A 23,344-nucleotide genomic window follows, 5' to 3' on the forward strand; every position below is an offset into this window, starting at 1 on the left:
GGTGCGGGCCCTGCGCGCATTACCGCAGACCACACGCTGTTTCGAGGACCGTTGACGTGGCTCGACCACCGCTGATAAACCTTCGCTTCACCAGCTGGCGAACCACAGATCAACCCGCCTTCTCCGTGCGAGTCATGACGCGAGGTCCCTGACCATGGTTGAAAGAGTTCCACCACGCTCCGCCCAGCCGCGCCGATCCCGGCGTGTCCTTCTGGCCTCCGGTGCCGCCGCGCTGGCGCTGGCCGCCGGTTCCGTCGTACCGGGCGCGCCGCTCGGTGCCGCACCGCAGGCGCAGGCCGCCGACAACGGCACGTCCACACTGACCGTCGCCGTCGCACAGAGTGTCGACTCCCTGAGCCCGTTCCTGGCGCAGAAGCTGATCAGCACCAGCGTCTCCCGGCTCATGTACGACTTTCTGACGAACTACGACGTCAAGGACAGCCATCCGATCCCCGCGCTCGCCACCAAGTGGGAACCCTCCGCGGACAAGTTGACCTGGACGTACACCATCCGCTCCGACTCCAAGTGGACGGACGGGCAACCGGTCACCGCCGAGGACGCGGCGTGGACGTTCAACAAGATGATGACCGACGAGGGCGCCGCGCAGGCCAACGGCAGCTTCGTCACCAACTTCAGGAAGGTGACGGCGCCCAGCCCGACCCAGCTGGTCATCGAGCTGAAGGAACCGCAGGCCACGATGGCCGCGCTCGACGTGCCGATCGTCCCGAAGCACGTCTGGGAGAAGGTCGGTGACTTCTCCAAGTTCAACAACGACACGAAGTTCCCGATCGTCGGCAACGGCCCCTTCGTCCTGGCCGACTACAAGGTCGACCAGTACGTGAAGCTCAAGGCCAACGAGGACTACTGGCGCGGGAAGCCGAAGTTCGACGAGCTGGTCTTCAAGACGTACAAGGACCAGGACGCCGCGGTCGCCGCCCTGCGCAAGGGCGAGGTCTCCTTCGTCGCCGGATCCCCGGCCCTGACGCCCGCTCAGGCGGCCTCCCTCAAGGGCGAGAAGAACGTCAAGGTCAACGAGGGCCCCGGCCGCCGCTTCTTCGCGCTGGCCGTCAACCCCGGCGCGCAGACCAAGGACGGCAAGGAGTTCGGCGACGGCAACGAGGCCCTGCGCGACCAGAAGGTCCGTCAGGCCCTCTTCCTCTCCATCGACCGCAGGACCATCGTCGACAAGGTCTTCCAGGGCCACGCCGTCGAGGGCCAGGGCTACATCCCGCCGCGCTTCTCGGACTACTACTGGCAGCCCTCCGCCGGACAGAGCCTCGCCCACGACCCGGCCAGGGCCGCGAAGCTGCTCGACGAGGCGGGCTACCCGCTCAAGGACGGCAAGCGCGTGGGCCAGGACGGCAAGCCGCTCGACCTGCGCATCCTGTGCCACGCCACCGACCCCAACGACAAGGCGATCGGCAAGTACCTCAAGGAGTGGTGGGGCAAGCTCGGCATCGGCCTCAAGGTCGACTGCCGCGACGACGTCTCCGTGCCCTGGTACGCGGGTGAGTACGACCTCGTCTTCGACGGCTGGTCCGTCAACCCGGACCCGGACTTCGTCCTCGGCATCCACACCTGCGCGGCACTGCCCGTCAAGGCCAAGGAGAGCGCCGCCACCGACAACTTCATCTGCGACAAGACGTACGACGGGCTCTACCGCAAGCAGCTCGCCGAGTACGACCCGGCCAAGCGCGCGGATCTCGTCAAGCAGATGCAGTCGTGGCTGTACGACTCCGGGTACATGAACGTCATCGCGTACCCGAACGCGGTCGAGGCGTACCGCACCGACCAGATCAAGTCCATCACCACCATGCCCGAGGCGGCCGGCAACATCTACGGCCAGGACGGGTACTGGAGTTGGTGGTCGGCCGTTCCGGCGGACGGCGAGGGCGCGCACGGGGCGGGCGGTTCCGACTCCGGTTCGGGTTCCACCGGTGTCGTGATCGGCGTCGTCGTGGTGGTCGTGGTCCTCGCGGGCGGCGGGCTGCTCCTCGCGAAGCGCCGCCGCGCCACGGCGGACGACCGCGAGTAGGAGGGCCCGGCAGTGGGCAGCGCGGCCCGCGACGCCGCGAAACCTGCTGCCGGACCCTCTGAGCGCACCAGGACGGCCGGGACCGGCGGAGCGGTCGCGGGGTCTCCCGCGGCCTCCGCCACCAGCGGCCGGTCCCGGTGCGGCACGAGTATCAGCACGAGTAACGAGAGTTCCTTATGACAGCTGACAGCACTCCGGCGCTCGTGCGGAACGCGGACGCGGATCCCGAAGGCCCGGCCCCGGCCGGTCCCTCGGCCGCACGCGGTCCACGGGCGCGCGACACCCGGGCCTATCTCCAGTACGTCGCGGCCAGGATCGGCGGCGCGATCGTCTCCCTCTTCGCCGTCCTGGTCACCAGCTTCTTCCTCTTCCGCCTGCTGCCCAGCGACCCGGTCAAGCAGATGACCGGCGGCCGCCGCGTCTCCGCCGAACAACTCCAGTCCCTGCGGCACCAGTTCGGGCTCGACCTGCCGCTCTGGAAGCAGTTCACCAGCTATGTGGGCGACGCGCTGACCGGGGACTTCGGCACCTCCTACCAGTTCCACGCCCCGGTCATCGACAAGATCGTCGAGGCGCTCCCGGCGACGCTGCTGCTCACCGGCACGGCGTACGTCCTCTACACCGCGCTCGGCATCTGGCTGGGCACCCGTACCGCCTGGCGCAACGGCTCGACGAGCGACCGCTTCCACACCGCGTTCGCGCTCACCCTCTACTCGGTCCCGTCGTTCTGGCTGGGCCTGCTCCTGATCATCGTCTTCTCGGTGGGCGTCGGGCCGATCCCCGGCATGTTCCCGACCGGAGGCATGGAGTCGGGCGGCGAGAGCGGGTTCGGGTACGTGCTCGACGTGGCGCACCACCTGATCCTGCCGGTGATCACACTGGTCGCGGTCGGGTACGCGCAGACGCTTCTGGTGATGCGCTCCTCGCTGCTCGACGAGATGGGCAGCGACTACCTGACCACGGCCCGCGCGAAGGGGCTGCGGGACGACGTCGTGCGCCGCAAGCACGCCGTGCCCAACGCCATGCTGCCGACGTTCACGCTGATGTTCGTGAACCTGGGGCATGTGGTCGCCGGGCAGATCCTGGTCGAGACGGTGTTCTCCTGGCCGGGCCTCGGCGGCCTCTTCTACCAGGCACTCAGCGTGCCCGATCTCCCTCTCGTACAAGGGCTGTTCTTCGTCTTCGCCACCGCGGTGATCCTGGCGAACACCCTGGCCGACGTGCTGTATCCGCTGCTCGATCCCCGGGTGGGCCGATGACGACCGATTCCATGCCCACGCCCGCCGAGGGGGAGGCCGCCCCCGCCGAGACCGGGCCCACGCCCGCCGGGAACCCGCGCGCCCTGGCCAGGGCCCGCAGACGGCAGTCCGCCGCCCGCTTCTGGCGCGACTACCGCCGCAACCGGGGCGGCCTGTGGGGCCTGGGCGCGCTCGTCCTGATCGCACTGGTCGCCGTGTTCGCCCCGCAGCTCGTCGGCGCGGACTCGCAGAGCGTCACCGACGCGCCCGGCGGCGCACTGGAGTCGCCGAGCGGTGAATTCCCGCTCGGCACCGACCAGTTCGGGCGCAGCGTGCTCGCGCTGCTGGTGTGGGGGGCCAGGGTCTCACTGACGGTCGGCCTGCTGGCGGCGTTCCTCTGCGTCGCCATCGGCACCCTCGTCGGCATCGTCGCGGGACACTTCCACGGCTGGTACACCACGGTCCTGATGCGGATCACCGACTGGTTCCTGGTGATGCCGACCCTGGTCCTGGCCATCGCGCTCGCCACGGTGATGGACCGCTCGATGTGGACCGTCATCATCGCCATCGGCGTCACGACCTGGCCGACCACGGCCCGCCTCGTGCGCGCCCAGACCCTGGCCGTGGAGTCCCGCCCGTACATCGAACGGGCCCGGGCCCTCGGCGGCGGCCACGGGCACATCATGATCCGGCACGTCCTGCCGAACGTGATGCCGCTGGTGCTCGCGCAGACCACGCTGGTGATCTCCAGCGCGATCCTCACCGAGGCCACGCTGGCCTTCCTCGGCCTGAGCGACCCGACCGTCACGTCCTGGGGCGGCATGCTCCAGGACGCCCGCGAGGCGGGCGCGGTGAGCGCGGGCCACTGGTGGTACCTGGCACCGCCCGGCATCGCCGTCGCCGCGGTCGCCCTGGCCTTCACCCTGTGCGGACGCGCCATCGAGTCCGTGCTCAATCCCAAGCTGGGGGTGACCCGTTGAGTACGCCGCGTACGCCGAACACGACGAGCGCAGCGAGCACGCCGGGTGCCGCGGGCGACCGCGGGGCGCCGCTCCTCGAGATCCGGGACCTCACCGTGACCTACCCCGGCGGGGCGCGCGCCGTCCGCGGGGTGGACCTCGCCGTCGACGCCGGGCAGAAGCTCGGCATCGCCGGCGAGTCGGGCTGCGGCAAGTCGACCCTGGCACTCGCGCTGCTGCGTCTGCTGCCCGCCGGGACGAAGGTCACCGGCGAGATCCTGCTGAACGGCGAGGACGTCCTCACCATGAAGTGGGGCCGGGTCCGGGCGGTGCGCTGGGCGGGGGCGTCGATCGTCTTCCAGGGCGCCATGCACTCCCTCAACGCGGTGCACCGCATCGGGGACCAGATCGCCGAGCCGATCCTGCTGCACGGCGGGGCGAGCCCGGCCGCCGCGGCCCGGAAGGCCGGTGAACTCCTGGAACAGGTGGGGCTGCCGGCCGCCCGCGCGAGCGCGTATCCGCACGAGCTGTCCGGCGGGCAGCGCCAGCGCGTGATGATCGCGATGGCCCTCGCCTGCGATCCGGACCTGGTCGTCGCGGACGAGCCGACCACCGCGCTCGACGTGATGATCCAGGCCCAGATCCTGCGGCTGATCGAGCGGCTGGTGTCCGAGCAGGACCTCGGCCTGATCATGATCAGCCACGACCTCGCGGTGCTCTCGGACACCTGCGACCGGCTCGCGGTGATGTACGCGGGCCGGGTCGTGGAGGAGGGCCCGGCCGCCGAGGTCCACCGCGACGCTCAACACCCGTACGGCAGGGCCCTGTCCGGAGCCTTTCCGCGCATCGGCGACCCGGCCTCCCGGTTCGCGCCCCGCGGGCTGCCCGGCGACCCGCCGGACCCGTCGGCGCTGCCGGACGGTTGCGCGTTCCACCCCCGCTGCCCGGTGGCACTGGACTCCTGCGCCACGCGGGACCCGGAGCCGCGGGAGTCGGGACCGGGGCGACGGGCCGCCTGTGTGCTGGTGGGACCGGAGGCGGCGACCGCGGCCCGGCCGGCCGCCGAGGAAGCGAGGAACACACCATGACCCCCACCACTCCCCTGCTCAGCGCCGAGGGGCTGAAGGTCGCCTTCCCCGGGCGGCGCGGGGACGCCCCGGCGCGCGCCGTGGACGGCGTCGACCTGGACATCCGGCCCGGCGAGATCGTCGCGCTGGTCGGGGAGTCCGGCTGCGGCAAGACGACGCTGGCGCGGTCGCTGCTCGGCCTGGTGCCGCCGACGTCCGGGCGGGTGACCTTCGACGGGCAGCCGCTCGACCACACGAGCCGGGCGCTGAAGGCGTACCGCAAGCGGGTCCAGCTGGTGCTCCAGGACCCCAGCGGTTCGCTCAACCCCCGGCACACGGTGTACGACGCCGTCGCCGAGGGTCTGCGCATCCACGGGTACGCGGGCGACGAGCGGGCCGCGGTCGCCGGGGCGCTGTCGCGGGCCGGGCTGCGGCCACCCGAACGGTTCTTCCTGCGCTACCCGCACGAGCTGTCCGGCGGGCAGCGCCAGCGGGTCGTGATCGCGGGCGCGCTGGTGCTGGAGCCGGAACTCCTCGTGGCCGACGAACCGGTGGCCTCGCTGGACGCCTCGGTGCGCGGGGAGATCCTGGCCCTGCTGCTGCGGCTGCGGGACGAGCTGGGTCTGTCGGCCCTGGTGGTCACGCACGACCTCGGGCTGGCGTGGAACATCGCGGACCGGGTCGCGGTGATGTACCTCGGGCGGATCGTGGAGACCGGCGAGGTGGAACAGATCCTCACGGCCCCCCGGCACCCGTACACCCGGGCCCTGCTGTCGGTGCTGCCGGAGGCCGGGACCGAGTCCGTGGTGCTGACCGGTGAGCCGCCGGACCCGTCCCGGGTGCCGTCCGGCTGCCGGTTCCACGCCCGCTGCCAGGTGCTGGCGTCGGGTGAGGCGGAGCGGGCGGGCGTCGCGGAGGCGTGCCGCACGGAGGAGCTGCCGGTGCTCGCAGGCGGCGGCCGGACGCAGGTGGCGTGCCACTGGGCGACCGCCACGGCGGCGCGTTCCTGACCCGGCGGGGCCGGGCCACCGCGACGCGGCGGCGGCCCGGCCCCTTATCCCGGCGGAAGACCCGGTCAGCGGCGCTCGTACGCGGAGATCAGCTCGCCGCACCGCTTCACGTCGGCGGCCATCGCCACGAGCAGCTCGTCGACCGATTCGAACTTCCGCATCCCGCGCACGTAGGCGAGGAAGTCCACCGAGACGTGGAGCCCGTACAGGTCGAGGCCGACGCGGTCGATCGCGTACGCCTCCACCGTCCGCTCCGTGCCGTCGAACTGGGGGTTGGTGCCGACCGAGATCGCGGCGGGCATCGACTCGCCGTTCGCGTTGAGCCAGCCCGCGTAGACGCCGTCGGCGGGGATCGCGGTGTGCGGCAGCGTCTCCAGGTTGGCCGTGGGGAAGCCGAGCTCGCGGCCGCGCTGGGCGCCGCGGACCACGATCCCCTCGACCCGGTGCGGCCGTCCCAGGATCTCGGCGGCGCCCGCGACGTCGCCCGCGGCGACCAGGCGCCGGGTGAGGGTGGAGGAGAACGGTTCGCCGCCGCCCGCCTCGCCGCTCACGTACAGGTCGATGACCTCGACGTCGTAGTCGTACGTCGTGCCGAACTCGGTGAGCAGCTGTACGTTGCCGGCCGCCTTGTGGCCGAAGCGGAAGTTCGGGCCCTCGATGACCAGGCACGCGTGCAGCCGGTCGACGAGCACCTTCACGATGAAGTCGGTCGGCGCCAGCTTCGAGAACTCGGTGGTGAAGGGCAGGACCAGCACCGCGTCCACGCCGAGGTCGGCCATCAGCTCGGCACGCCGGTGGTGCGGGGCGAGCAGCGGGGGGTGGCTGCCGGGGCGCACGACCTCGCTGGGGTGCGGGTCGAAGGTCACCACGACCGACGGCACGCCCAGTTCGCGCGCCCGCTCCACGGCACGCCCGATGATCAGCTGGTGTCCGCGGTGCACTCCGTCGTAGGAGCCGATGGTGACGACGCTGCGTCCCCAGCCCTCGGGGATGTCCTCCAAGCCACGCCAGCGCTGCACTGTGACCGCTCCTCGCCCGAACCCGTGTACGTGAGATTGCCTTTTACGCAGGTCTAAGACTGCCATGCTCACGCCCCGCGGCCCGCATCGGCATCGGTTTCGGGCCTCCCGACGCCGCCACCGCCCGCCGTGCGTCCGGGCCGAGGAGGGCCTGCCATTCCTGCGGGGCGTCGTCCGCCCACCCGGCGACCAGGGCGGCGAAACCGGGCACATCACGCATCGTTCCGGCCAGCAGGCGGTCGAACCGGGAGGCGCCCTCGGGGGTGCGGACCAGCAGCGTCCCGGCGCGGTGGACCAGGGCGCGGGTGCGGGTCGGGGCCCGCTCGCCGCAGCCCGTCGCGGCCGCCCGCAGCAGGGCCTCCAGCACGCGGGGGTCGCGGTGCGCGCCCTCCTCGAAGTCGAGCAGGACCTCCAGCAGCTCGCCCCGGAGCCGCCCCGAGTCCCGTCCTCCCGGTGCGGCGAGCACCCCGGCGAGGGAGACGCGCACCGCCGGGGGCACGGGACGGTCCCGCAGCAGTCCGGTCACCAGGGGCGGCAGCAGGGCGCGGGCGGCCGGGCCGTGCTCCAGCCTGCGGTCGAGGTAGGCGGCGGGGTGGACGGTGTCGGCGGGGTGGCTGTCGATGTATGCCCGCACGAGTCCGGCGGCGTGCAGGGCCAGCGCGGGGGCGTCGGTCCCGGCGAGCGCGCGCAGCGTCTCCGCCGCTCCCTCGCCGGGTCGGGTGAGCCGTTCCCGCAGCGCCGCGAGCACCTGTTCCGGGTGGGTGGGCAGCGCGGCGACGAGGGCCTCGACGGGCAGCGGCGGCGTGCCCCCGACGAAGGCCCGCAGCGCCTGCGCGAGGACCCGGTCCCGGGTCCCCGGGTCCTGGACGAGCAGGGTGAGCGCGGCCCCGCGCGCGGCGTCGTCGCCGGGGCGGGCCAGCAGGGCGTCGGCGGCCCCGCGCAGCAGCTCGCGGTCGTCGTCGAGGACGACGTGCGGGGCGGTGAGCAGGGTGCACGAGGCGGCGGCGGCCCGGCGTCCGGGGTGTTCCTCGTCACGCGCCCAGCGGTCCACGGCCCGGCACAGCGCCGACGGCTCGTCCTCGGCCAGCACGGCCAACAGTTCCCCGGCCCTGGGGTGGCCGCTCGCGACCAGGGCGTCGGCCAGGTCGTCGACGGCCAGGTCCCGGTGGGCGTGGAGCAGGGCCTGGGCGACGGCGGCCACGGTCGGGCGCGGGACGCCGCCGTCCCCGGCGGCCAGCGGGCGCTCGTCGGTGAACCAGGCGCACAGCAGCGGCTGCACGGTCCGCGGCCGGGCGGTGAGGAGGCGTGCGACGGCGTCGAGGTACCCCTCACCATCGGTACCGCCCTCGCTTCCCGGGCCGGGGCCGTGGCCGTCGCTGCCCGCGTCGGCCCGGCGCGGCCCGTCGGCGGGGACGAGGCGCCGGAGCAGATCGATCCGGTCCGGCTCGGGCAGCCTCAGCCGCCGCCAGAACCACGGGCCGAACCCGGCGTACGTCCCGACGGCTCCCGGCCCGCCCGTGACGGCGTGCCGGACGACGAGGCCGGCGAGCAGCCGCAGCACGTCCAGATGGGGCCGGGCGTCCGGCACCCGGAGAAGGGTGCGCGAGAGCAGGTGGGCCGCCCACCAGCGGGCGTCGTCGCGGGCCCGGTGCCCGGCCGTCGGCGAGGGCGCGCACGTCAGCCGGTCCAGGGCCTCGACGAGACCGGCCAGGCGGTGCGCCAGCGCGGCGGGGCCCTCCCGGCGTCCCAGGAGCAGCAGCGCCTGGATCACCGGACCGGTCCGGTGGCGCGGCACGGACAGGGCCCCGGGCCGGTGCGCCGGGCCCGTCACCGTTGCCGCCTCCGCCACCGCTTGCGGCGCGGGCGGGCCGCCCGGCGCGCCCGCTGCCGTGGGAGCCGCCTCGGACGCGGGGGCGGTGCCGCGCCGGTCCCGCGCCCGGCGCGGCCTCGGGACACGGGGCACGCGCGCCACGGCGTCCGCCGTACCCGGCCCGGCCCCGGACCCCGGTCCCGGGTCCACGTCCGGCTGCCCGCGGTGGACCAGTGCGTGCAGGGCCGTGTCCAGGTCCAGGTGGGCGCCCTGCACCCAGTCCCCCAGCTCCTCGTGGGCGAAGCGGTAGCCCGCGCCCGCCGGGACGATCAGGCCCTCGGTGAGGACCGCCGACGCCCAGCCCGTGCGCCAGGGGAAGATCTCCTCGAACGTCGCCCGGTCCAGCTCCCCCTGTCCGGGGCCCAGACAGCGCCGCGCCGCCTCGTGGACCTGTCCGGCCACCCGGGCGGCCAGGCGGCGGACCGCGCCGCCCCCGGGCGCCGGGTCCGACCGGGCCGCGACACGGAGCGCGACGCGCAGGCACATCAGGTCCAGGTGGGCCCCGAAGACCTCGTCCGTGTCCGGCCGTCCCCCGGCGTCCGGCGGCAGTGCCTCGCGCACCTCCGCGAACAGGCGCAGCGTGAGCGGGTGCCGGTCGTGGCCGGGCGCCAGCGCGCCGGGCGGGACGGCGTACCGTTCCGCGGCCCGTGCGGCCTGGCCCGCGGTGAGGTCGCCGAGACGGACGGCGTACGGGGGCCGTCCGGCCCGCCCCGCGGGCCGGTGCGGCGCGTCGGGCGGGAGGAGCGCGCCGGCCGTCTCCCAGTGCTCGGGCGTGCAGGCGATCACGAGCCGTACGTCGTTGGCGCGCAGCCAGTCCACCGTCCCGGCGGTCCACCGGGCCAGGTCGTGGGCGAGCACGGGGGGCATCTCCTCGGGCCCGTCCAGCAGGACGAGCAGCGGGTTCCCGTTCCCCGAGGCCAGCCGGGCCACGCGTTCGGGGACGGCCGTGGTCATGTCGCCGCGCGCACCGGCGGCGGACACGATCCGTCCGGCCCGCCGCAACGCGCGGCCGATCGCGTCGGCCACCGAGGTGTCGTCGGCCAGCAGATCGGCGCCCCGCAGCCAGACCGTGGGGGCGGGCACCGACCCGCTGGCCCGGCGGGCGGCGAGCGCGGCCAGTTCGGTGGTACGGCCGGAGCCCGGCGCTCCGACGAGGCCCAGGACCACGGCGGGTCCGGGCGCCGGTGCCGGTGGGCCCGCGGGGAACGTGAAGACGGCGAACTCCGCGGTGACGTACGGGCGTTCCACCGGATCGGGGCAGCCGGACGGGCCGCCCGCCGCCCCCAGCGAGGTCGCCGTCAGGTGGAGGACTCCCGCGAGGTTCAGGTCGCGCCCGTAGCCGGGCACGCCCGTCGTGTTGCGCCGCAGCAGCTCGCCCAGCGGGCCGTCGGCGCCCGGGCCGCCGAGCGGCACCGCGAGACCCGCGGCGGGGTGCCCGGCCCGCAGGGCGGTGCCCAGGACGGCCACGACCGCCCCGCTGTCCGGGTCGACGACGGGCCCGCCCCGGGCCGTACCACCCAGCCGCAGCGCGTCCGCGCCGTCCGTGCCGAGCGCGAGTTCCAGCGCGCCCTCGATCCGGTGGTCGCGCCCGTCGACGGTGGAGGTCACCGGGCAGGTGCCGAGCACCCGTGCCTCGCGCCAGCCGTGGGCGGCGATCGTCACGTACGTCCCCGCCTCGATCCGGCTCCGGGAAGCGATCGGGACGGGATCGACGCCGAGCACGCGTGGCCCTCCGGTGCGCAGCAGCGCGAGGCCCCGCTCGGGCAGTGCGGTGATGTCCCCGGCCCCCGCGGAGCAGGTGCGGCCGTCCGCTCCGTGCAGGACCAGCCGGGCGGCGCCGGTGATCGTTTCGTGGCTGGTCACGACCGTGCCCCGGTCGTCGGCGACGAAGCCGCTCCCCCGCGGCCGGCCGGCCGGATCGCAGATTCGTACCAGCGTCGTCCGGTCCCCGCTTCCCATGGTCCGACGTTAGGCCGGCCACGATCGGCGCGCGGACCACTCGGGTCGCAAGCACCCCTGGAACACCCCCAATTCACCCCTCGCGCCTGCTCGTTGGGGTGAATTCTGGGCGTTCGGCGGACCGGAGCCGCCGGGCCCCGTCCTGGAGCGGACGCGGCGGCCCCGTCCGCTCCGGGACGGGGCCCGGCACGGTTCGCGGTCCCCTGCCGTCGGTCAGGCGAAGACGGCGAGGCTCTTGGCCTTGCCCTTCTGCTCCTCGACGAGGACCAGGAAGCGCCCGTCGGGCCCGAAGACCCCGACCGGCCCCGGCGGGAAGGCGGGCATGTCCAGCCGTACCCCGTTGAGCAGCAGCCTGGCGCGCTTCTCGTCGACGTCCCAGCGGGGGAACGCGGAGGCGGCGGCCTCGGCCACCGGCATCACGGTCAGCCGTTCCTGGTGCTGGTCGAGCGTCCGCGCCGCGTCGAGTCCGTACGGGCCGACGCGGGTGCGCCGCAGCGCGGTCAGGTGCCCGCCGACGCCGAGCGCGGCGCCGAGGTCGCGGGCGATGGCACGGACGTACGTGCCGGAGGAGCAGACGACGGAGACGACCAGGTCGATCACCGGCGTGCCGTCCTCGGCGGTCTCCTCGCGCACGTCGTAGACGCGGAAGGACGAGATCGTCACCGGCCGGGCCGGGATGTCGAACTCCTCGCCGCCGCGCACCCGGGCGTAGGACCGCTTGCCGTCGATCTTGATGGCGCTGACCTTGGACGGCACCTGCATGATCGGACCGGTCAGGGCCGCGACTCCGGCGTCGATGGCTTCACGGGTCACCCCGGAGGCGTCGGCGGACGAGATGATCTCGCCCTCCGCGTCGTCGGTGACGGTGTTCTGGCCGAGCCGGATCGTGCCGAGGTACTCCTTCTCGGTCAGCGCGAGGTGGCCGAGGAGCTTGGTGGCCCGTTCCACGCCGAGCACGAGGACGCCCGTCGCCATCGGGTCCAGCGTGCCGGCGTGGCCGACACGCCGGGTCCGGGCGATGCCGCGCATCTTGGCGACGACGTCGTGCGAGGTGAAGCCGGCCGGCTTGTCGACGATGACCAGGCCGTCCTCGGGGCCCGTGCCGCCCCGGCCCGGGGCCGCCTTCCCGCCCCGGCCGGCCGTCTTGTTCTGCGATGTCATTCGGAGGCGGTGTCCTCGTCGTTCGCGCCGTCCGCCTTGCGGTACGGATCGGCGCCACCGGCGTACGTGGCACCCGAGGACGCCTCGCGCACCCGCGCGTCCGAGGCCCGGGCCCGGTCGAGGAGGTCCTCGATCGTCCTGGCGTTCTCGGGGAGCGCGTCGGCCACGAACGTCAGCGTGGGGGTGAACTTGGTCCCCGCCGCCGCTCCGACCGCCGAGCGCAGCACGCCCTTCGCGCTCTCCAGCCCGGCCGCCGCGCTCGCCCGCTCCTCGTCGTCCCCGTAGACCGTGTAGAAGACCGTGGCCTCCCGCAGGTCACCGGTGACCCGGGTGTCCGTGATGGTCACGTGGGTACCCAGACGGGGGTCCTTGATACCGCGCTGCAGTTTCTGGGCGACCACCTCCTGGATGAGGTCCGCCAGCTTTTTCGCCCGCGCGTTGTCGGCCACTGGTCCGTCTCCTTCTCAGCTTCGGGACAGGCCACCGAGGGGTGGCACGTACCACCCCTCGCCGTCCCTTCCTTCTTACGTGCTCAATCGTCTTGGTCGCTGTGCAGCCGCCGTCGTACGGACAGCAGCTCCACTTCCGGCCGGGCGGCCACCAGCCGCTCGCACCGGTCCAGAACATCTGTGAGGTGTCCGGTGTCCCCGGAGACCGCGGCAAGGCCGATCTCGGCCCTCCGATGGAGATCCTGACCGCCCACCTCCGCCGCGCTCACCGCGTATTTGCGCTGGAGCTCGGCGACGATGGGACGGACGACGGAGCGCTTCTCCTTCAACGACCGTACGTCGCCGAGAAGCAGATCGAAGGACAGTGTCCCCACATACATGAATGTCCGGATGTCCCGCCGGTTCGGGTTCGCGCCCTGCCAGCGCTTGGCAGGGACACCAGAACCGTACACGGAACGGCCGGGGCCGATCGACGGAAATACGACCCGTCGACCGGCCCCGAACGTTGCGGAGAACCCCGGGAGGCGTCCCCCCGGAGACCCGCCGCGGATCAGCCTCGCGGCTTCTCGCGCATCTCGTACGTCGCGATGATGTCGTCGACCTTGATGTCGTTGAAGTTGCCGAGGTTGATACCGCCCTCGAAGCCTTCGCGGATCTCGGTGACGTCGTCCTTGAAGCGGCGCAGACCGGAGATGGTGAGGTTCTCCGCGATGACCTTGCCATCGCGCAGCAGGCGCGCCTTGGTGTTGCGCTTGACCTCGCCGGACCGGACGAGCACACCGGCGATGTTGCCCAGCTTGGACGAGCGGAAGATCTCGCGGATCTCCGCCGTACCGAGCTCGACCTCTTCGTACTCCGGCTTGAGCATGCCCTTGAGGGCCGCCTCGATCTCCTCGATCGCCTGGTAGATGACCGAGTAGTAGCGGACGTCCACGCCCTCGCGCTCGGCCATCTGCTGCGCACGCCCGGCGGCGCGCACGTTGAAGCCGATCACGATGGCGTCGGAGCCGGTCGCCAGGTCGATGTCCGACTCGGTGACCGCACCCACGCCGCGGTGCAGGACCCGGATGTCGACCTCGTCGCCGACGTCGAGCTGGAGCAGCGAGGACTCCAGGGCCTCCACCGAACCGGACGCGTCGCCCTTGATGATGAGGTTGAGTTCCTGGACCAGACCGGCCTTGAGCGCCTCGTCGAGGTTCTCCAGGGAGAACCGGACGCCCTTGCGGGCGAAGTTGGCGTTGCGCTCGCGGGCGGCACGCTTCTCGGCGATCTGCCGGGCCGTGCGGTCCTCCTCGACCACGAGGAAGTTGTCGCCGGCGCCCGGGACGTTGGTGAGACCGAGCACGAGGACCGGGGTCGAGGGACCCGCCTCCTCGACGTTCTCACCCTTGTCGTCGAGCATGGCGCGCACGCGGCCGTAGGCGTCGCCGACGACCATCGTGTCGCCGACGCGGAGGGTACCGCGCTGGACGAGGACGGTCGCCACGGCGCCGCGGCCGCGGTCGAGGTGGGCCTCGATCGCGATGCCCTGCGCGTCCTGCTCCGGGTTGGCCCGCAGGTCGAGCGAGGCGTCCGCGGTCAGGACCACGGCCTCCAGGAGCTCGTCGATGTGCAGCCCCTGCTTGGCGGAGATGTCGACGAACATCGTGTCGCCGCCGTACTCCTCGGCCACCAGACCGAACTCGGTGAGCTGGCCGCGCACCTTGGTCGGGTCGGCGCCCTCGACGTCGATCTTGTTGACCGCGACCACGATCGGCACGTCGGCCGCCTTGGCGTGGTTCAGCGCCTCGATCGTCTGGGGCATCACACCGTCGTTCGCCGCGACCACGAGGATCGCGATGTCGGTGGACTTCGCACCACGGGCACGCATGGCGGTGAACGCCTCGTGACCCGGGGTGTCGATGAAGGTGATCCGACGGTCCTCGCCGTTGACCTCGGCGGAGACCTGGTACGCACCGATGTGCTGCGTGATCCCGCCGGCCTCGCCCGCGACGACGTTCGTCTTGCGGATCGCGTCCAGCAGTCGGGTCTTTCCGTGGTCGACGTGACCCATGACGGTCACGACCGGCGGGCGCGGGATGAGCGCCTCGTCGCCGCCCTCGTCCTCGCCGAACTCGATGTCGAAGGACTCGAGCAGCTCGCGGTCCTCCTCCTCCGGGCTGACGATCTCGAGGACGTAGTTCATCTCGTCGGCCAGCAGCTTCAGCGTGTCGTCGGAGACCGACTGCGTGGCCGTGACCATCTCGCCGAGGTTCATCATCACGGCGACGAGCGACGCCGGGTTGGCGTTGATCTTCTCCGCGAAGTCGGTGAGGGAGGCACCGCGCGACAGACGGACGGACTGCCCGTTGCCGCGGGGCAGCATGACGCCGCCCACCGACGGGGCCTGCATGGCCTCGTACTCCTGGCGCCTCTGCCGCTTCGACTTGCGGCCACGACGCGCCGGACCGCCGGGACGGCCGAACGCACCCTGCGTGCCACCGCGGCCACCGGGGCCACCGGGACGGCCGCCGAAGCCGGGACGACCGCCGAAGCCGCCGCCACCGCCACCGGGACGACCGGCACCGCCGCCACCGCCACCGGGACGGCCGGCGAAACCGCCGCCACCGCCACCGGGACCGGCCGGACGGCCGGCGAAGCCGGGACGACCGCCACCGCCACCGGGACGACCGCCACCGCCACCGGGACCACGGCCACCGGGGCCGCCGCCGGGACGCGGGCCCGCGGCGGGACGCTGCGGCATCATGCCCGGGTTCGGACGGTTACCACCGGGGCCGCCGCCCGGACGGGGCGCCTGCGGACGCGGCATGCTGCCCGGGGTGGGACGCGGAGCGCCCTGACCCTGGGGACGCGGGGCGCCACCGGGGCCGCCCTGCGGGCGCGGAGAAGGACGGTCCTGGCCGCCGGGGCGCGGAGCGCCGCCCGGACGGGGCGCCTGCGGACGGGCCATGCCCGTCGAGCCACCGGACGTGAAGGGGTTGTTGCCCGGACGGGGACCGGCCGGACGTGTGCCGGGGCGCGGGCCGCCCTGGCCGCCGGGGCGGGCCGGACGCTCGCCGCCGCGGCCGCCGTCACGCTGGCCGCCGCCAGGACCCGGGCGTGCGCCGGGGCGCGGGCCGGGGGTGGCGCCGGAGGGGCGCGGTGCCTGCTGCTGGGGCGCGGCCGGCTGGGCCGGGGCCGAGAACTCGGCGGCCGGGACCGGGGTCACCGGCGCGGGCTTCGGCGCCGGACGCGGGCCGGGGCGCGGCCCGGGAGAGGGCGCCGAGGGGGTGCTGCCCGCCGGGGCGGCGGGGGCCGGCTTGGGGGCCGGGGCGCCGGGCTTCGGGGCAGCGGGACGTGCCGCGGCGGCCGGAGAGGGCGCCGAGGGCTTGGCAGGCGTCGCCTTGCGGGGCGCGCCAGGCTTGGCAGCGGGCTTGCCGGCGCTGCCGCCGGGCCCCTGCAGTGCGTCAGTCAACTTGCGTACAACCGGCGCCTCGATCGTCGAGGACGCCGAACGGACGAATTCACCGAGTTCCTGGAGCTTGGCCATGACGACCTTGCTCTCCACACCGAACTCCTTGGCGAGTTCGTATACCCGGACCTTAGCCACTTCGCTCCTTTTAGGTCCGGTTACCGCCGGACCGTCGCTACTTCATGGGCGTACTCATCGCGTACTCATCGAGTGCTCATCGCAATCTCGACCTACTTCCAACTCGCGAGGTACCTGACCGCACGGGGTTTTCCGTGCCGTTCACTTCTTACGGTGTCGCCCGCTCGACGAACCCCCGCAGTGCGGTGGTGTCGAACGGCCCCTTGGCCTTGAAGGCCCGGGGGAACGCCCGGCGGCGAACCGCCAGGTCCAGACAGACAGAGACGGGGTGTACGTACGCACCCCGGCCGGGCAGCGTACCGCGAGGATCGGGGACGCAGGCGTCCCCGTCCGCGACGATGCGCAGCAGCTCGTGCTTGGCCGCCCGCTCCCGGCATCCCACGCAGGTTCGCTCAGGGCACGCGCGGGCATGCGTCCGGCCAGACACGTCCAAGTCTACCTCCCCACGTCGACCTCACCCCTTTGGGGCAAAAATCGAACGCATGTTGTTGTCACAGCGGTACGCCGCCCGGGGATTATTCCCGCGGCCCGCGCGAAATCACCCGGCGCCGGCGCTCCCGTCCCGTCGTCACCGCCTCCGGACACCGTCCCGCCGCCGGGGCCGGCTGATCCGCCCGGCCACGGCGGGCGGATCAGCCGCGCTCCGACCGCTGACGGGCCCGCTCCGACCGCTCCCGGTCGGCGACGTCGCGCTCGGCGTCCGTCTCCGTGTCCGGGCGGATGTCGATGCGCCAGCCGGTGAGGCGGGCGGCGAGGCGGGCGTTCTGCCCCTCCTTGCCGATCGCGAGCGAGAGCTGGTAGTCCGGGACGGTGACCCGGGCGGACCGGGCGCCGAGGTCCACGATCTCGACCTTGCTCACCCGGGCGGGCGACAGGGCGTTGGCGACCATCTCGGCCGGGTCGTCCGACCAGTCGACGATGTCGATCTTCTCGTCGTGGAGTTCGGCCATCACGTTGCGCACCCGGCCGCCCATCGGGCCGATGCAGGCACCCTTGGCGTTGAGGCCGGAGCGGGTCGAACGGACCGCGATCTTGGTGCGGTGACCGGCCTCACGGGCGATCGCGCAGATCTCGACGGAGCCGTCGGCGATCTCCGGGACCTCCAGCGCGAAGAGCTTCTTCACCAGATTGGGGTGCGTGCGCGACAGCGTCACGGACGGACCGCGCACACCCTTGACGACCCGGACGACGTAGGTGCGCAGACGCAGGCCGTGCGGGTACTCCTCGCCCGGCACCTGTTCCTGCACCGGCAGGATGGCCTCCAGCTTGCCGATGTCGACCAGCACGTTCTTCGGGTCCTTGCCCTGCTGGACGACGCCGCTGACGATGTCGCCCTCGTGGCCCGCGTACTCCCCGAACGTCTTGTCGTCCTCCGCGTCGCGCAGGCGCTGCAGAATGACCTGCTTGGCCGTGGACGCCGCGATCCGACCGAACCCGGAGGGGGTGTCGTCGAACTCCTTGGGCTCCTGGCCCGGCTCCAGGTCGGCCGGGTCCTCCGTCGCCCACACCGTCACATGGCCGCGCTCGTCGATCTCCACGCGCGCGCGGCGGTGGCTCCCCTCGGTCCGGTGGTAGGCGATGAGGAGGGCCGACTCGATCGCCTCGACGAGCACGTCGAAGGGGATCTCCTTGTCCTGCGCCAAGCCCTTCAAGAGCTTCACGTCGATGTCCACGGCTACGCCTCCTCTTCCTTCTTGTCCTTGCGGTTGAATTCGATCTCCACGCGTGCCTTGGCGATCTCGTCGAAGGCGATCCGACGGGAAGTGGGCCTGCGGCCCTTGACGCCCGGCACCTCCAGGTCGAGCCCGTCCTCGTCCACGGCGAGGATCCGGGCGACCAGCTCGCCGCCCTCGCGCAGGTGCAGCCTGGCCAGGCGGCCCGTGGCGCGTACGTAGTGGCGGTGCTCCGTCAGCGGGCGGTCGGCACCGGGGGAACTGACTTCGAGGACGTACTCGCCCTCGCCCATCGCGTCGGTCTCGTCGAGCTTCTGGGAGATCACGCGGCTCAGCTCGGCGCAGGCGTCCAGCTCCACGCCCTCTTCGGAGTCCACGACGATCCGCAGCACCCGGCGGCGGCCCGCCCGGCTCACCTCGATCTCCTCGAGGTCCAGTCGCTCGGCGCTGACGAGCGGTTCGAGCAGCCCGCGCAGCCTTTCGCTCTGGGTGGTGCTCATCCGGGTGACTCCTCGGCCGCGTGTGCTGTTGTGGGATCTCGCGTGTCAGGTCAAAGGGTATCCGGTCCCGAGGGGTGTTGCCGTCCTCCCGGCCCCCGACCGCGGGTACGCTCGCCTGCGGTGATCACTTCAGGACAGATCCAGTCACAACAGGGCCAACCCCGAAGGAGAAACAAGTGCGGCGCACGGGGACGACGCGCAGAGGCGCGTTGACCGCGACGGGGGCGATCGCCATGGGCGCGATCCTGAGCGGCTGCGGCGGGAACGGGGACGGGGAGGGCTCCGCCCGGGCCGGCGCGCCGACCGCCGCCGAGATCGCCCGGGCCGTGCGGACGGAGCGCAGGCTCCGGGCGAGCGCCGCACGGACCAGCCTGGAACTGCTGGCCCGCTACGAGCACGTGGTCGGTGCCTATCCGGTGATCGCCGCCGGGCTCGCGCCGTTGCGCGACGCCGTGCGGGCCCACACCAGGACACTGACCCCCGACGGCGAACAGGAGCTCACGCCCACGAGGTCGCGCGCCACCGGTGCCCGGGCCGCCGTCGAGGAACTGGCCGACGCGGAACGCCGCACGGCCGACGCGCACCTGGCGTCGCTCATGGAGGCGCCGCCGGAACTGGCCCGGCTGCTCGCGTCGATCGCGGCGGCCGGCGCGGCCCATGCCTATCTGCTGACCGACCTGGCCAAGGAGACCTCGTCATGAACGACGGGACCGTCATGAGCGACGCGACGCGCAAGGCCGGCCAGGCGGCGCTGGCCGCCGAGCACGCGGCGGTGTACGGCTACGGCGTGGTCGGCGGGCGCGTCGCGGCGGACCGCCGGGCCGAGGCCACCGCGGCCTATCACGCCCACCGGGCCCGCCGGGACGCGCTGGTGCGGTCGCTCCGTGACATGGGCGCCGAGCCGGTGGCGGCGCGGCCCGCGTACGCTCTGCCCTTCACGGTGCCGGACGCGGCGGCGGCGGTCCGGCTGGCCGCCGTGCTGGAGGACCGGGTCGCGGACGTGTACTCCGACCTCGTGCGGGCTGCCGAGGGGCCGCTGCGGCGCCAGGCCGCGGACGCGCTGCGCGAGTCGGCCGTGCGCGCGGTCCGCTGGCGGGGCAGCGGCGTACCGTTCCCCGGCCTCGTCGAGCACGCCGCCGACGGGTCCGGTGCGACGGCCGGGGCGGCGATGAAGGCCGCCGGGGACGGGGCCGGCCCGGGGAACGGCTCCGGCTCCGCGCACTGAAGAGGCTTCGAGAGGGAACAAGGCACGTATGGATTTCGAACCGCCGCAGCGGCTGGTGCGAGCGCTCGGCGAGTCGTACGGGGACGCCGCCGACTGGCTGGCGCGGCTTCCGGCACTGACCGAGGAGGCGCTGTCCTCGACCGGGCGGGAGCTGACCGTCGACCGGGTCGTCGCCCCTGGCGGCCGCAGCGGTCTGGTCCTGCTGGTGACGTGTTCCGACGGCACCCCGGCGGCGCTGAAGATCGCCCCGCCCGGGGCCGTGCCCGAGCAGGAGCGCGCGGCGCTGGCGCACTGGAACGGCTGGGGCGCGGTGCTGCTGCTCGCCGACGGCCCCGGCGCGCTGCTGCTGGAGCGGTTGCATCCCGAGGTGTCGCTGCGCTCGCTGCCGGAGGCGAAGGCGCTGCTGGAGGCGGCGGGCACGGTGCGCCGGCTCTGGGTGGAGCCGCCGGCCGGGCACGGCTTCGAGACGGTCGCCGAGCGGACCGCGCGCCAGGCGGGACCGATGCGGGCCGGCGCCGCGGCCGATCCGGGTCTGGAACCGCTGGTCTCCGCGGCGCTCGCGGCACGCGACGAGCTGCTCGACCGCTCCCCCGAACTCCTGTTGCTGCACGGGAACTTCCGGCAGAGCAAGGTCCTGGCGGGCGAGCGCGCGCCCTGGCTGGCGGTCGGGCCCGAGCCGCTGGTCGGCGAGCGGGCCTATGATCTCGCGCGCCTGGTGCGCGACCGCGTCGAGGATCTGATCGCCTCGCCCGCGGGACCGGCGTCGGCGCGGCGCCGGATCGGGAAACTGGCCGACGCGCTGGACGTGGACCGGGAGCGGCTGCGCGGCTGGACGCTGTTCCGCGCGGTGGAGTCGGGCACCCGGGCGCTGGCGGCGGGCCGCCGCCAGGAGGGCGAGCTGACGCTGGAGTTCGCCGGCTGGCTGTAGACCGTGGGGCCGGGGCGCCCCGGCGCCCCGGCCGTGAGGAGCTCATGGGTGCGCGACAGCAGCCCCCGCGCGACGCGCGGGGGCTGCTGTGTGCCGTACGGCTCGGAGCCGGTCGGACGGCCTTCGAGCGGCCTGAGGCCGTCCGACCGGCTCTCAGTCCTGGGCGGTGAGGCGGGCGATCGCCTCGTCGACCGTGAGTTCCTCGCGCTCTCCGGTCCGGCGGTCCTTGAGCTCCAGGACGCCTTCGGCCGAGCGGCGGCCGGCGACCAGGATCTTCGGGACGCCGATCAGCTCGGCGTCGGTGAACTTCACGCCGGGCGAGACGCCGGCCCGGTCGTCGACCATGACCCGCAGACCGGCGGCGGCGAGCCGGTCCGAGACATCGAGGGCGAGTTCCGTCTGGAGGGCCTTGCCCGCCGCGACGACGTGGACGTCGGCCGGGGCGATCTCGCGCGGCCAGCACAGCCCCTGCTCGTCGGCGGTCTGCTCGGCGAGCGCGGCGACGGCGCGGGAGACGCCGACGCCGTACGAGCCCATGGTGACCCGGACCGGCTTGCCGTTCTGGCCGAGCACGTCGAGCTGGAAGGTGTCCGCGTACTTGCGGCCCAGCTGGAAGATGTGGCCGATCTCGATGGCGCGGTCCAGCTTGAGGCCGGCGCCGCACCGGGGGCAGGGGTCGCCCTCCTCGACGACGACCACGTCGAGGTACTCGTCGACCTCGAAGTCGCGGCCGACGACGACGTTCTTCGTGTGGGTGCCCGGCTTGTTGGCGCCGGTGATCCAGGAGGTGCCGGGGGCGACGCGCGGGTCGGCGATGTAGCGGACCTTCTCGAGGCCCTGCGGGCCGACGTATCCGCGCACCAGGTCGGGGCGGCCCTCGAAGTCCTCCGCGGTGACCAGTTCGACGACGGCGGGGGCCAGGTGCTCGCCGAGCTTGCCGAGGTCGACCTCGCGGTCGCCGGGCACGCCCACCGCGACGATCTCGCCGTCGACCTTGACCAGCAGGTTCTTCAGCGTCGCGGAGGCGGGCACGCCCAGGTGCGCGGCGAGCGTCTCGATGGTCGGGGTGTCGGGGGTGTCCAGCTCCTCGGCCGGGCCGTGCGCGGAGCCGTCCGCCGGGGCGCCCTTGAAGGTCACGGCCTCGGTGTTGGCGGCGTAGTCGCAGGCGGGGCAGTCGACGAAGGTGTCCTCGCCGGCCGGGGCGGGGGCCAGGAACTCCTCGGAGGCGGAGCCGCCCATGGCGCCGGAGACGGCGGAGACGATGCGGTAGTCGAGGCCGAGCCGCTCGAAGATGCGGATGTAGGCGCCGCGGTGCAGCTGGTACGCCTCGGCGAGGCCCTCGTCCGTGGTGTCGAAGGAGTACGAGTCCTTCATCTGGAACTCGCGGCCGCGCAGCACGCCGGCGCGCGGGCGGGCCTCGTCCCGGTACTTGGTCTGGATCTGGTACAGGATCACGGGCAGGTCCTTGTAGGACGTGATCTGATCCTTGACGACCTGGGTGAAGATCTCCTCGTGGGTGGGGCCGAGGAGGTAATCGGCGCCCTTGCGGTCCTTCAGCCGGAACAGCAGGGCGCCGTACTCGTCGTAGCGGCCGCTGGCCTCGTACGACTCCTTGGGGAGCAGTGCGGGGAGCAGGACCTCCTGGCCGCCGATGGCGTCCATCTCCTCGCGCACGACGCGGGTGATGTTGTCCAGGACCTTCTTGCCGAGCGGCAGCCAGGTCCAGATCCCGGCGGCGGTGCGACGAACGTATCCGGCCCGGACGAGGAGCTTGTGGTTGAGCGTCTCGGCGTCCGCCGGGTCGTCGCGCAGTGTCTTGATCATCAATCGGGACATGCGCTGGACCTGGGCCATGATGAACTCCTGCTCGGAAAGGGTGATGAGCAGGAGGTTAGCCGGGCGGCCCGGTCGGGCGGAAATCGATTGGTGCCGCGGCCCGCCCCGCGCACGGCTCCCGGGCCCGTCCCCCGCGCGGCTCCGGCCGCCGCCGCGCGGCTCCCCGCTCCTGCCCCGCGTGCTCCCGGCGCTACCCCTCGCGGCGCAGCGGGAGCGGCGCTCCCATCACCGCGTACGGCTTGGGGGCGCTGGGGAAGTGCACCTGCCGGGCCAGGTCCCGGTAGCCCAGGCTGCGGTACAGGCCGCGTGCCGGGCTGTCCGTGTCGATCGCGGAGAGGATGGAGCGGGGCTGGTCGGCGGCGTCCGTGAGGGTGGTGATCAGGGAGCGGCCGATGCCGCGGTTCTGGAACCCGGGCAGGACGTGCAGTTCGGTGATGACGAAGGAGTCGTCCAGCCAGTGCGCGCAGTCGGTGGCGCGGAGGTAGGGCTCGACGACGGTGGACCACCAGTGGGTGCGTTCGTTGGGCATGCCGTAGACGAAACCGACGAGCCGGCCGTCGGGGGTGGTGGCGCCGAGGGCTCGGGCGTGCGGGTGGTCGAGGTGCCGCAGGACGATGTGGCGGCGTACCTCGACCTCCTCCGGACCGAGGCCGAAGGCGACGGCCTGGACGGCGAGCGCCTCGTCCACGCGTGCGGCGAGATCGACCGGGCCGATCCGGACGCTGGGAGTGCGGGGGCCGTCCCCGGGAACTGCTGCCATGGGCCGACCCTACTGGCCCCGGAGGGACGGGCGGTACGGCCGGGTGCCGGGCCCCGGCGTCCGCGC

At 73.4% G+C, this 23,344-nt stretch carries 19 protein-coding genes; 8 read left to right on the forward strand and 11 right to left on the reverse strand.

Translation table 11 applies throughout. The features are described 5' to 3' along the window. Positions 1 to 154: 154 nt before the first annotated feature. The 5 genes from AB0E67_RS00120 (at position 155) to AB0E67_RS00140 (ending at position 6,309) form a co-directional block, all read left to right on the forward strand. A complete protein-coding gene (locus AB0E67_RS00120; RefSeq protein ID WP_362018887.1) occupies positions 155 to 2,035 on the forward strand; it encodes an ABC transporter substrate-binding protein in 1,881 nt (626 codons plus the stop codon). Positions 2,036 to 2,211: 176 nt separating this feature from the next. Further along, positions 2,212 to 3,294, forward strand: coding sequence for an ABC transporter permease (locus tag AB0E67_RS00125; protein ID WP_362018890.1), 1,083 nt, complete (start codon positions 2,212 to 2,214; stop codon positions 3,292 to 3,294). An 11-nt stretch (positions 3,295 to 3,305) separates the two neighbouring features. Next, entirely contained in the window at positions 3,306 to 4,253 is a 948-nt protein-coding gene (locus AB0E67_RS00130; protein ID WP_362021304.1) for an ABC transporter permease, read from the forward strand. 80 nt (positions 4,254 to 4,333) lie between these two features. Next, positions 4,334 to 5,320: an ABC transporter ATP-binding protein gene (locus AB0E67_RS00135; protein ID WP_362021307.1), complete on the forward strand. Its 987-nt coding sequence runs from the start codon at positions 4,334 to 4,336 to the stop codon at positions 5,318 to 5,320. Beyond that, complete coding sequence (locus AB0E67_RS00140) at positions 5,317 to 6,309, forward strand: ABC transporter ATP-binding protein (RefSeq protein WP_362018892.1); 993 nt, start codon at positions 5,317 to 5,319, stop codon at positions 6,307 to 6,309. Before AB0E67_RS00135 ends, AB0E67_RS00140 begins: the two co-directional genes overlap by 4 nt. 65 nt (positions 6,310 to 6,374) lie before the next feature. On the opposite strand, the gene AB0E67_RS00145 is transcribed toward AB0E67_RS00140, so the two are convergent. The 9 genes from AB0E67_RS00145 to rimP form a co-directional block, all read right to left on the reverse strand. Next, entirely contained in the window at positions 6,375 to 7,328 is a 954-nt protein-coding gene (locus AB0E67_RS00145; protein ID WP_362018895.1) for a bifunctional riboflavin kinase/FAD synthetase, read from the reverse strand. Between the two features lie 43 nt (positions 7,329 to 7,371). Beyond that, on the reverse strand, positions 7,372 to 11,157 hold the full coding sequence (locus AB0E67_RS00150; RefSeq protein WP_362018898.1) for a serine protease: 3,786 nt from the start codon (positions 11,155 to 11,157) through the stop codon (positions 7,372 to 7,374). Between the two features lie 213 nt (positions 11,158 to 11,370). After that, positions 11,371 to 12,318 (reverse strand): tRNA pseudouridine(55) synthase TruB, encoded by a 948-nt coding sequence (gene truB / locus AB0E67_RS00155; protein ID WP_362018901.1) that lies wholly within the window; start codon positions 12,316 to 12,318, stop codon positions 11,371 to 11,373. Beyond that, positions 12,315 to 12,767: a 30S ribosome-binding factor RbfA gene (gene rbfA, locus AB0E67_RS00160; protein WP_362018904.1), complete on the reverse strand. Its 453-nt coding sequence runs from the start codon at positions 12,765 to 12,767 to the stop codon at positions 12,315 to 12,317. The genes truB and rbfA overlap by 4 nt, the downstream gene beginning before the upstream one ends. Positions 12,768 to 12,850: 83 nt before the next feature. Continuing rightward, on the reverse strand, positions 12,851 to 13,147 hold the full coding sequence (locus AB0E67_RS00165; RefSeq protein WP_073791457.1) for a DUF503 domain-containing protein: 297 nt from the start codon (positions 13,145 to 13,147) through the stop codon (positions 12,851 to 12,853). Positions 13,148 to 13,317: 170 nt separating this feature from the next. Beyond that, positions 13,318 to 16,356 carry a translation initiation factor IF-2 gene (gene infB / locus AB0E67_RS00170; protein ID WP_362018908.1) on the reverse strand — a complete coding sequence of 1,013 codons (3,039 nt, stop codon included), beginning with the start codon at positions 16,354 to 16,356 and terminating at the stop codon, positions 13,318 to 13,320. Between the two features lie 148 nt (positions 16,357 to 16,504). Next, complete coding sequence (locus tag AB0E67_RS00175; RefSeq protein WP_199883403.1) at positions 16,505 to 16,783, reverse strand: YlxR family protein; 279 nt, start codon at positions 16,781 to 16,783, stop codon at positions 16,505 to 16,507. Positions 16,784 to 16,988: 205 nt separating this feature from the next. Further along, on the reverse strand, positions 16,989 to 18,029 hold the full coding sequence (nusA, locus tag AB0E67_RS00180) for a transcription termination factor NusA (RefSeq protein WP_351520439.1): 1,041 nt from the start codon (positions 18,027 to 18,029) through the stop codon (positions 16,989 to 16,991). Between the two features lie 2 nt (positions 18,030 to 18,031). After that, entirely contained in the window at positions 18,032 to 18,529 is a 498-nt protein-coding gene (rimP, locus tag AB0E67_RS00185) for a ribosome maturation factor RimP (RefSeq protein WP_362018911.1), read from the reverse strand. Positions 18,530 to 18,705: 176 nt separating this feature from the next. Between rimP and AB0E67_RS00190 the strand changes: the two genes are divergently transcribed. The 3 genes from AB0E67_RS00190 to AB0E67_RS00200 are packed head-to-tail and all read left to right on the forward strand — an operon-like array spanning position 18,706 to position 20,682. After that, entirely contained in the window at positions 18,706 to 19,230 is a 525-nt protein-coding gene (locus tag AB0E67_RS00190; protein ID WP_362018912.1) for a hypothetical protein, read from the forward strand. Between the two features lie 14 nt (positions 19,231 to 19,244). Further along, entirely contained in the window at positions 19,245 to 19,754 is a 510-nt protein-coding gene (locus tag AB0E67_RS00195; RefSeq protein ID WP_362021310.1) for a ferritin-like domain-containing protein, read from the forward strand. A gap of 28 nt (positions 19,755 to 19,782) precedes the next feature. After that, positions 19,783 to 20,682, forward strand: a complete 900-nt coding sequence (locus AB0E67_RS00200; RefSeq protein ID WP_362018915.1) for an aminoglycoside phosphotransferase family protein — start codon at positions 19,783 to 19,785, stop codon at positions 20,680 to 20,682. A gap of 153 nt (positions 20,683 to 20,835) precedes the next feature. On the opposite strand, the gene AB0E67_RS00205 is transcribed toward AB0E67_RS00200, so the two are convergent. Together AB0E67_RS00205 and AB0E67_RS00210 are read right to left on the reverse strand one after the other, a co-directional pair. Next, a complete protein-coding gene (locus tag AB0E67_RS00205) occupies positions 20,836 to 22,536 on the reverse strand; it encodes a proline--tRNA ligase (RefSeq protein WP_362018918.1) in 1,701 nt (566 codons plus the stop codon). 172 nt (positions 22,537 to 22,708) lie between these two features. Next, positions 22,709 to 23,278, reverse strand: coding sequence for a GNAT family N-acetyltransferase (locus tag AB0E67_RS00210; RefSeq protein WP_073791443.1), 570 nt, complete (start codon positions 23,276 to 23,278; stop codon positions 22,709 to 22,711). Between the last annotated feature and the right edge of the window lie 66 nt (positions 23,279 to 23,344).

Origin of the sequence: Streptomyces sp. NPDC032161 (assembly GCF_040636995.1) — a bacterium.
Lineage (GTDB): Bacteria > Actinomycetota > Actinomycetes > Streptomycetales > Streptomycetaceae > Streptomyces.

What these genes read in the sequence shown, in the direction of transcription:
- AB0E67_RS00150 (WP_362018898.1), bottom strand. Translation starts at nt 11,157, where the DNA reads ATGGGAAGCGGGGACCGGACGACGCTGGTACGAATCTGCGATCCGGCC.
- AB0E67_RS00125 (WP_362018890.1), top strand. Translation starts at nt 2,212, where the DNA reads ATGACAGCTGACAGCACTCCGGCGCTCGTGCGGAACGCGGACGCGGAT.
- rimP (WP_362018911.1), bottom strand. Translation starts at nt 18,529, where the DNA reads ATGAGCACCACCCAGAGCGAAAGGCTGCGCGGGCTGCTCGAACCGCTC.
- AB0E67_RS00205 (WP_362018918.1), bottom strand. Translation starts at nt 22,536, where the DNA reads ATGGCCCAGGTCCAGCGCATGTCCCGATTGATGATCAAGACACTGCGC.
- AB0E67_RS00165 (WP_073791457.1), bottom strand. Translation starts at nt 13,147, where the DNA reads ATGTATGTGGGGACACTGTCCTTCGATCTGCTTCTCGGCGACGTACGG.
- truB (WP_362018901.1), bottom strand. Translation starts at nt 12,318, where the DNA reads ATGACATCGCAGAACAAGACGGCCGGCCGGGGCGGGAAGGCGGCCCCG.
- AB0E67_RS00140 (WP_362018892.1), top strand. Translation starts at nt 5,317, where the DNA reads ATGACCCCCACCACTCCCCTGCTCAGCGCCGAGGGGCTGAAGGTCGCC.
- AB0E67_RS00210 (WP_073791443.1), bottom strand. Translation starts at nt 23,278, where the DNA reads ATGGCAGCAGTTCCCGGGGACGGCCCCCGCACTCCCAGCGTCCGGATC.
- AB0E67_RS00195 (WP_362021310.1), top strand. Translation starts at nt 19,245, where the DNA reads ATGAGCGACGCGACGCGCAAGGCCGGCCAGGCGGCGCTGGCCGCCGAG.
- AB0E67_RS00200 (WP_362018915.1), top strand. Translation starts at nt 19,783, where the DNA reads ATGGATTTCGAACCGCCGCAGCGGCTGGTGCGAGCGCTCGGCGAGTCG.
- AB0E67_RS00130 (WP_362021304.1), top strand. Translation starts at nt 3,306, where the DNA reads ATGCCCACGCCCGCCGAGGGGGAGGCCGCCCCCGCCGAGACCGGGCCC.
- AB0E67_RS00120 (WP_362018887.1), top strand. Translation starts at nt 155, where the DNA reads ATGGTTGAAAGAGTTCCACCACGCTCCGCCCAGCCGCGCCGATCCCGG.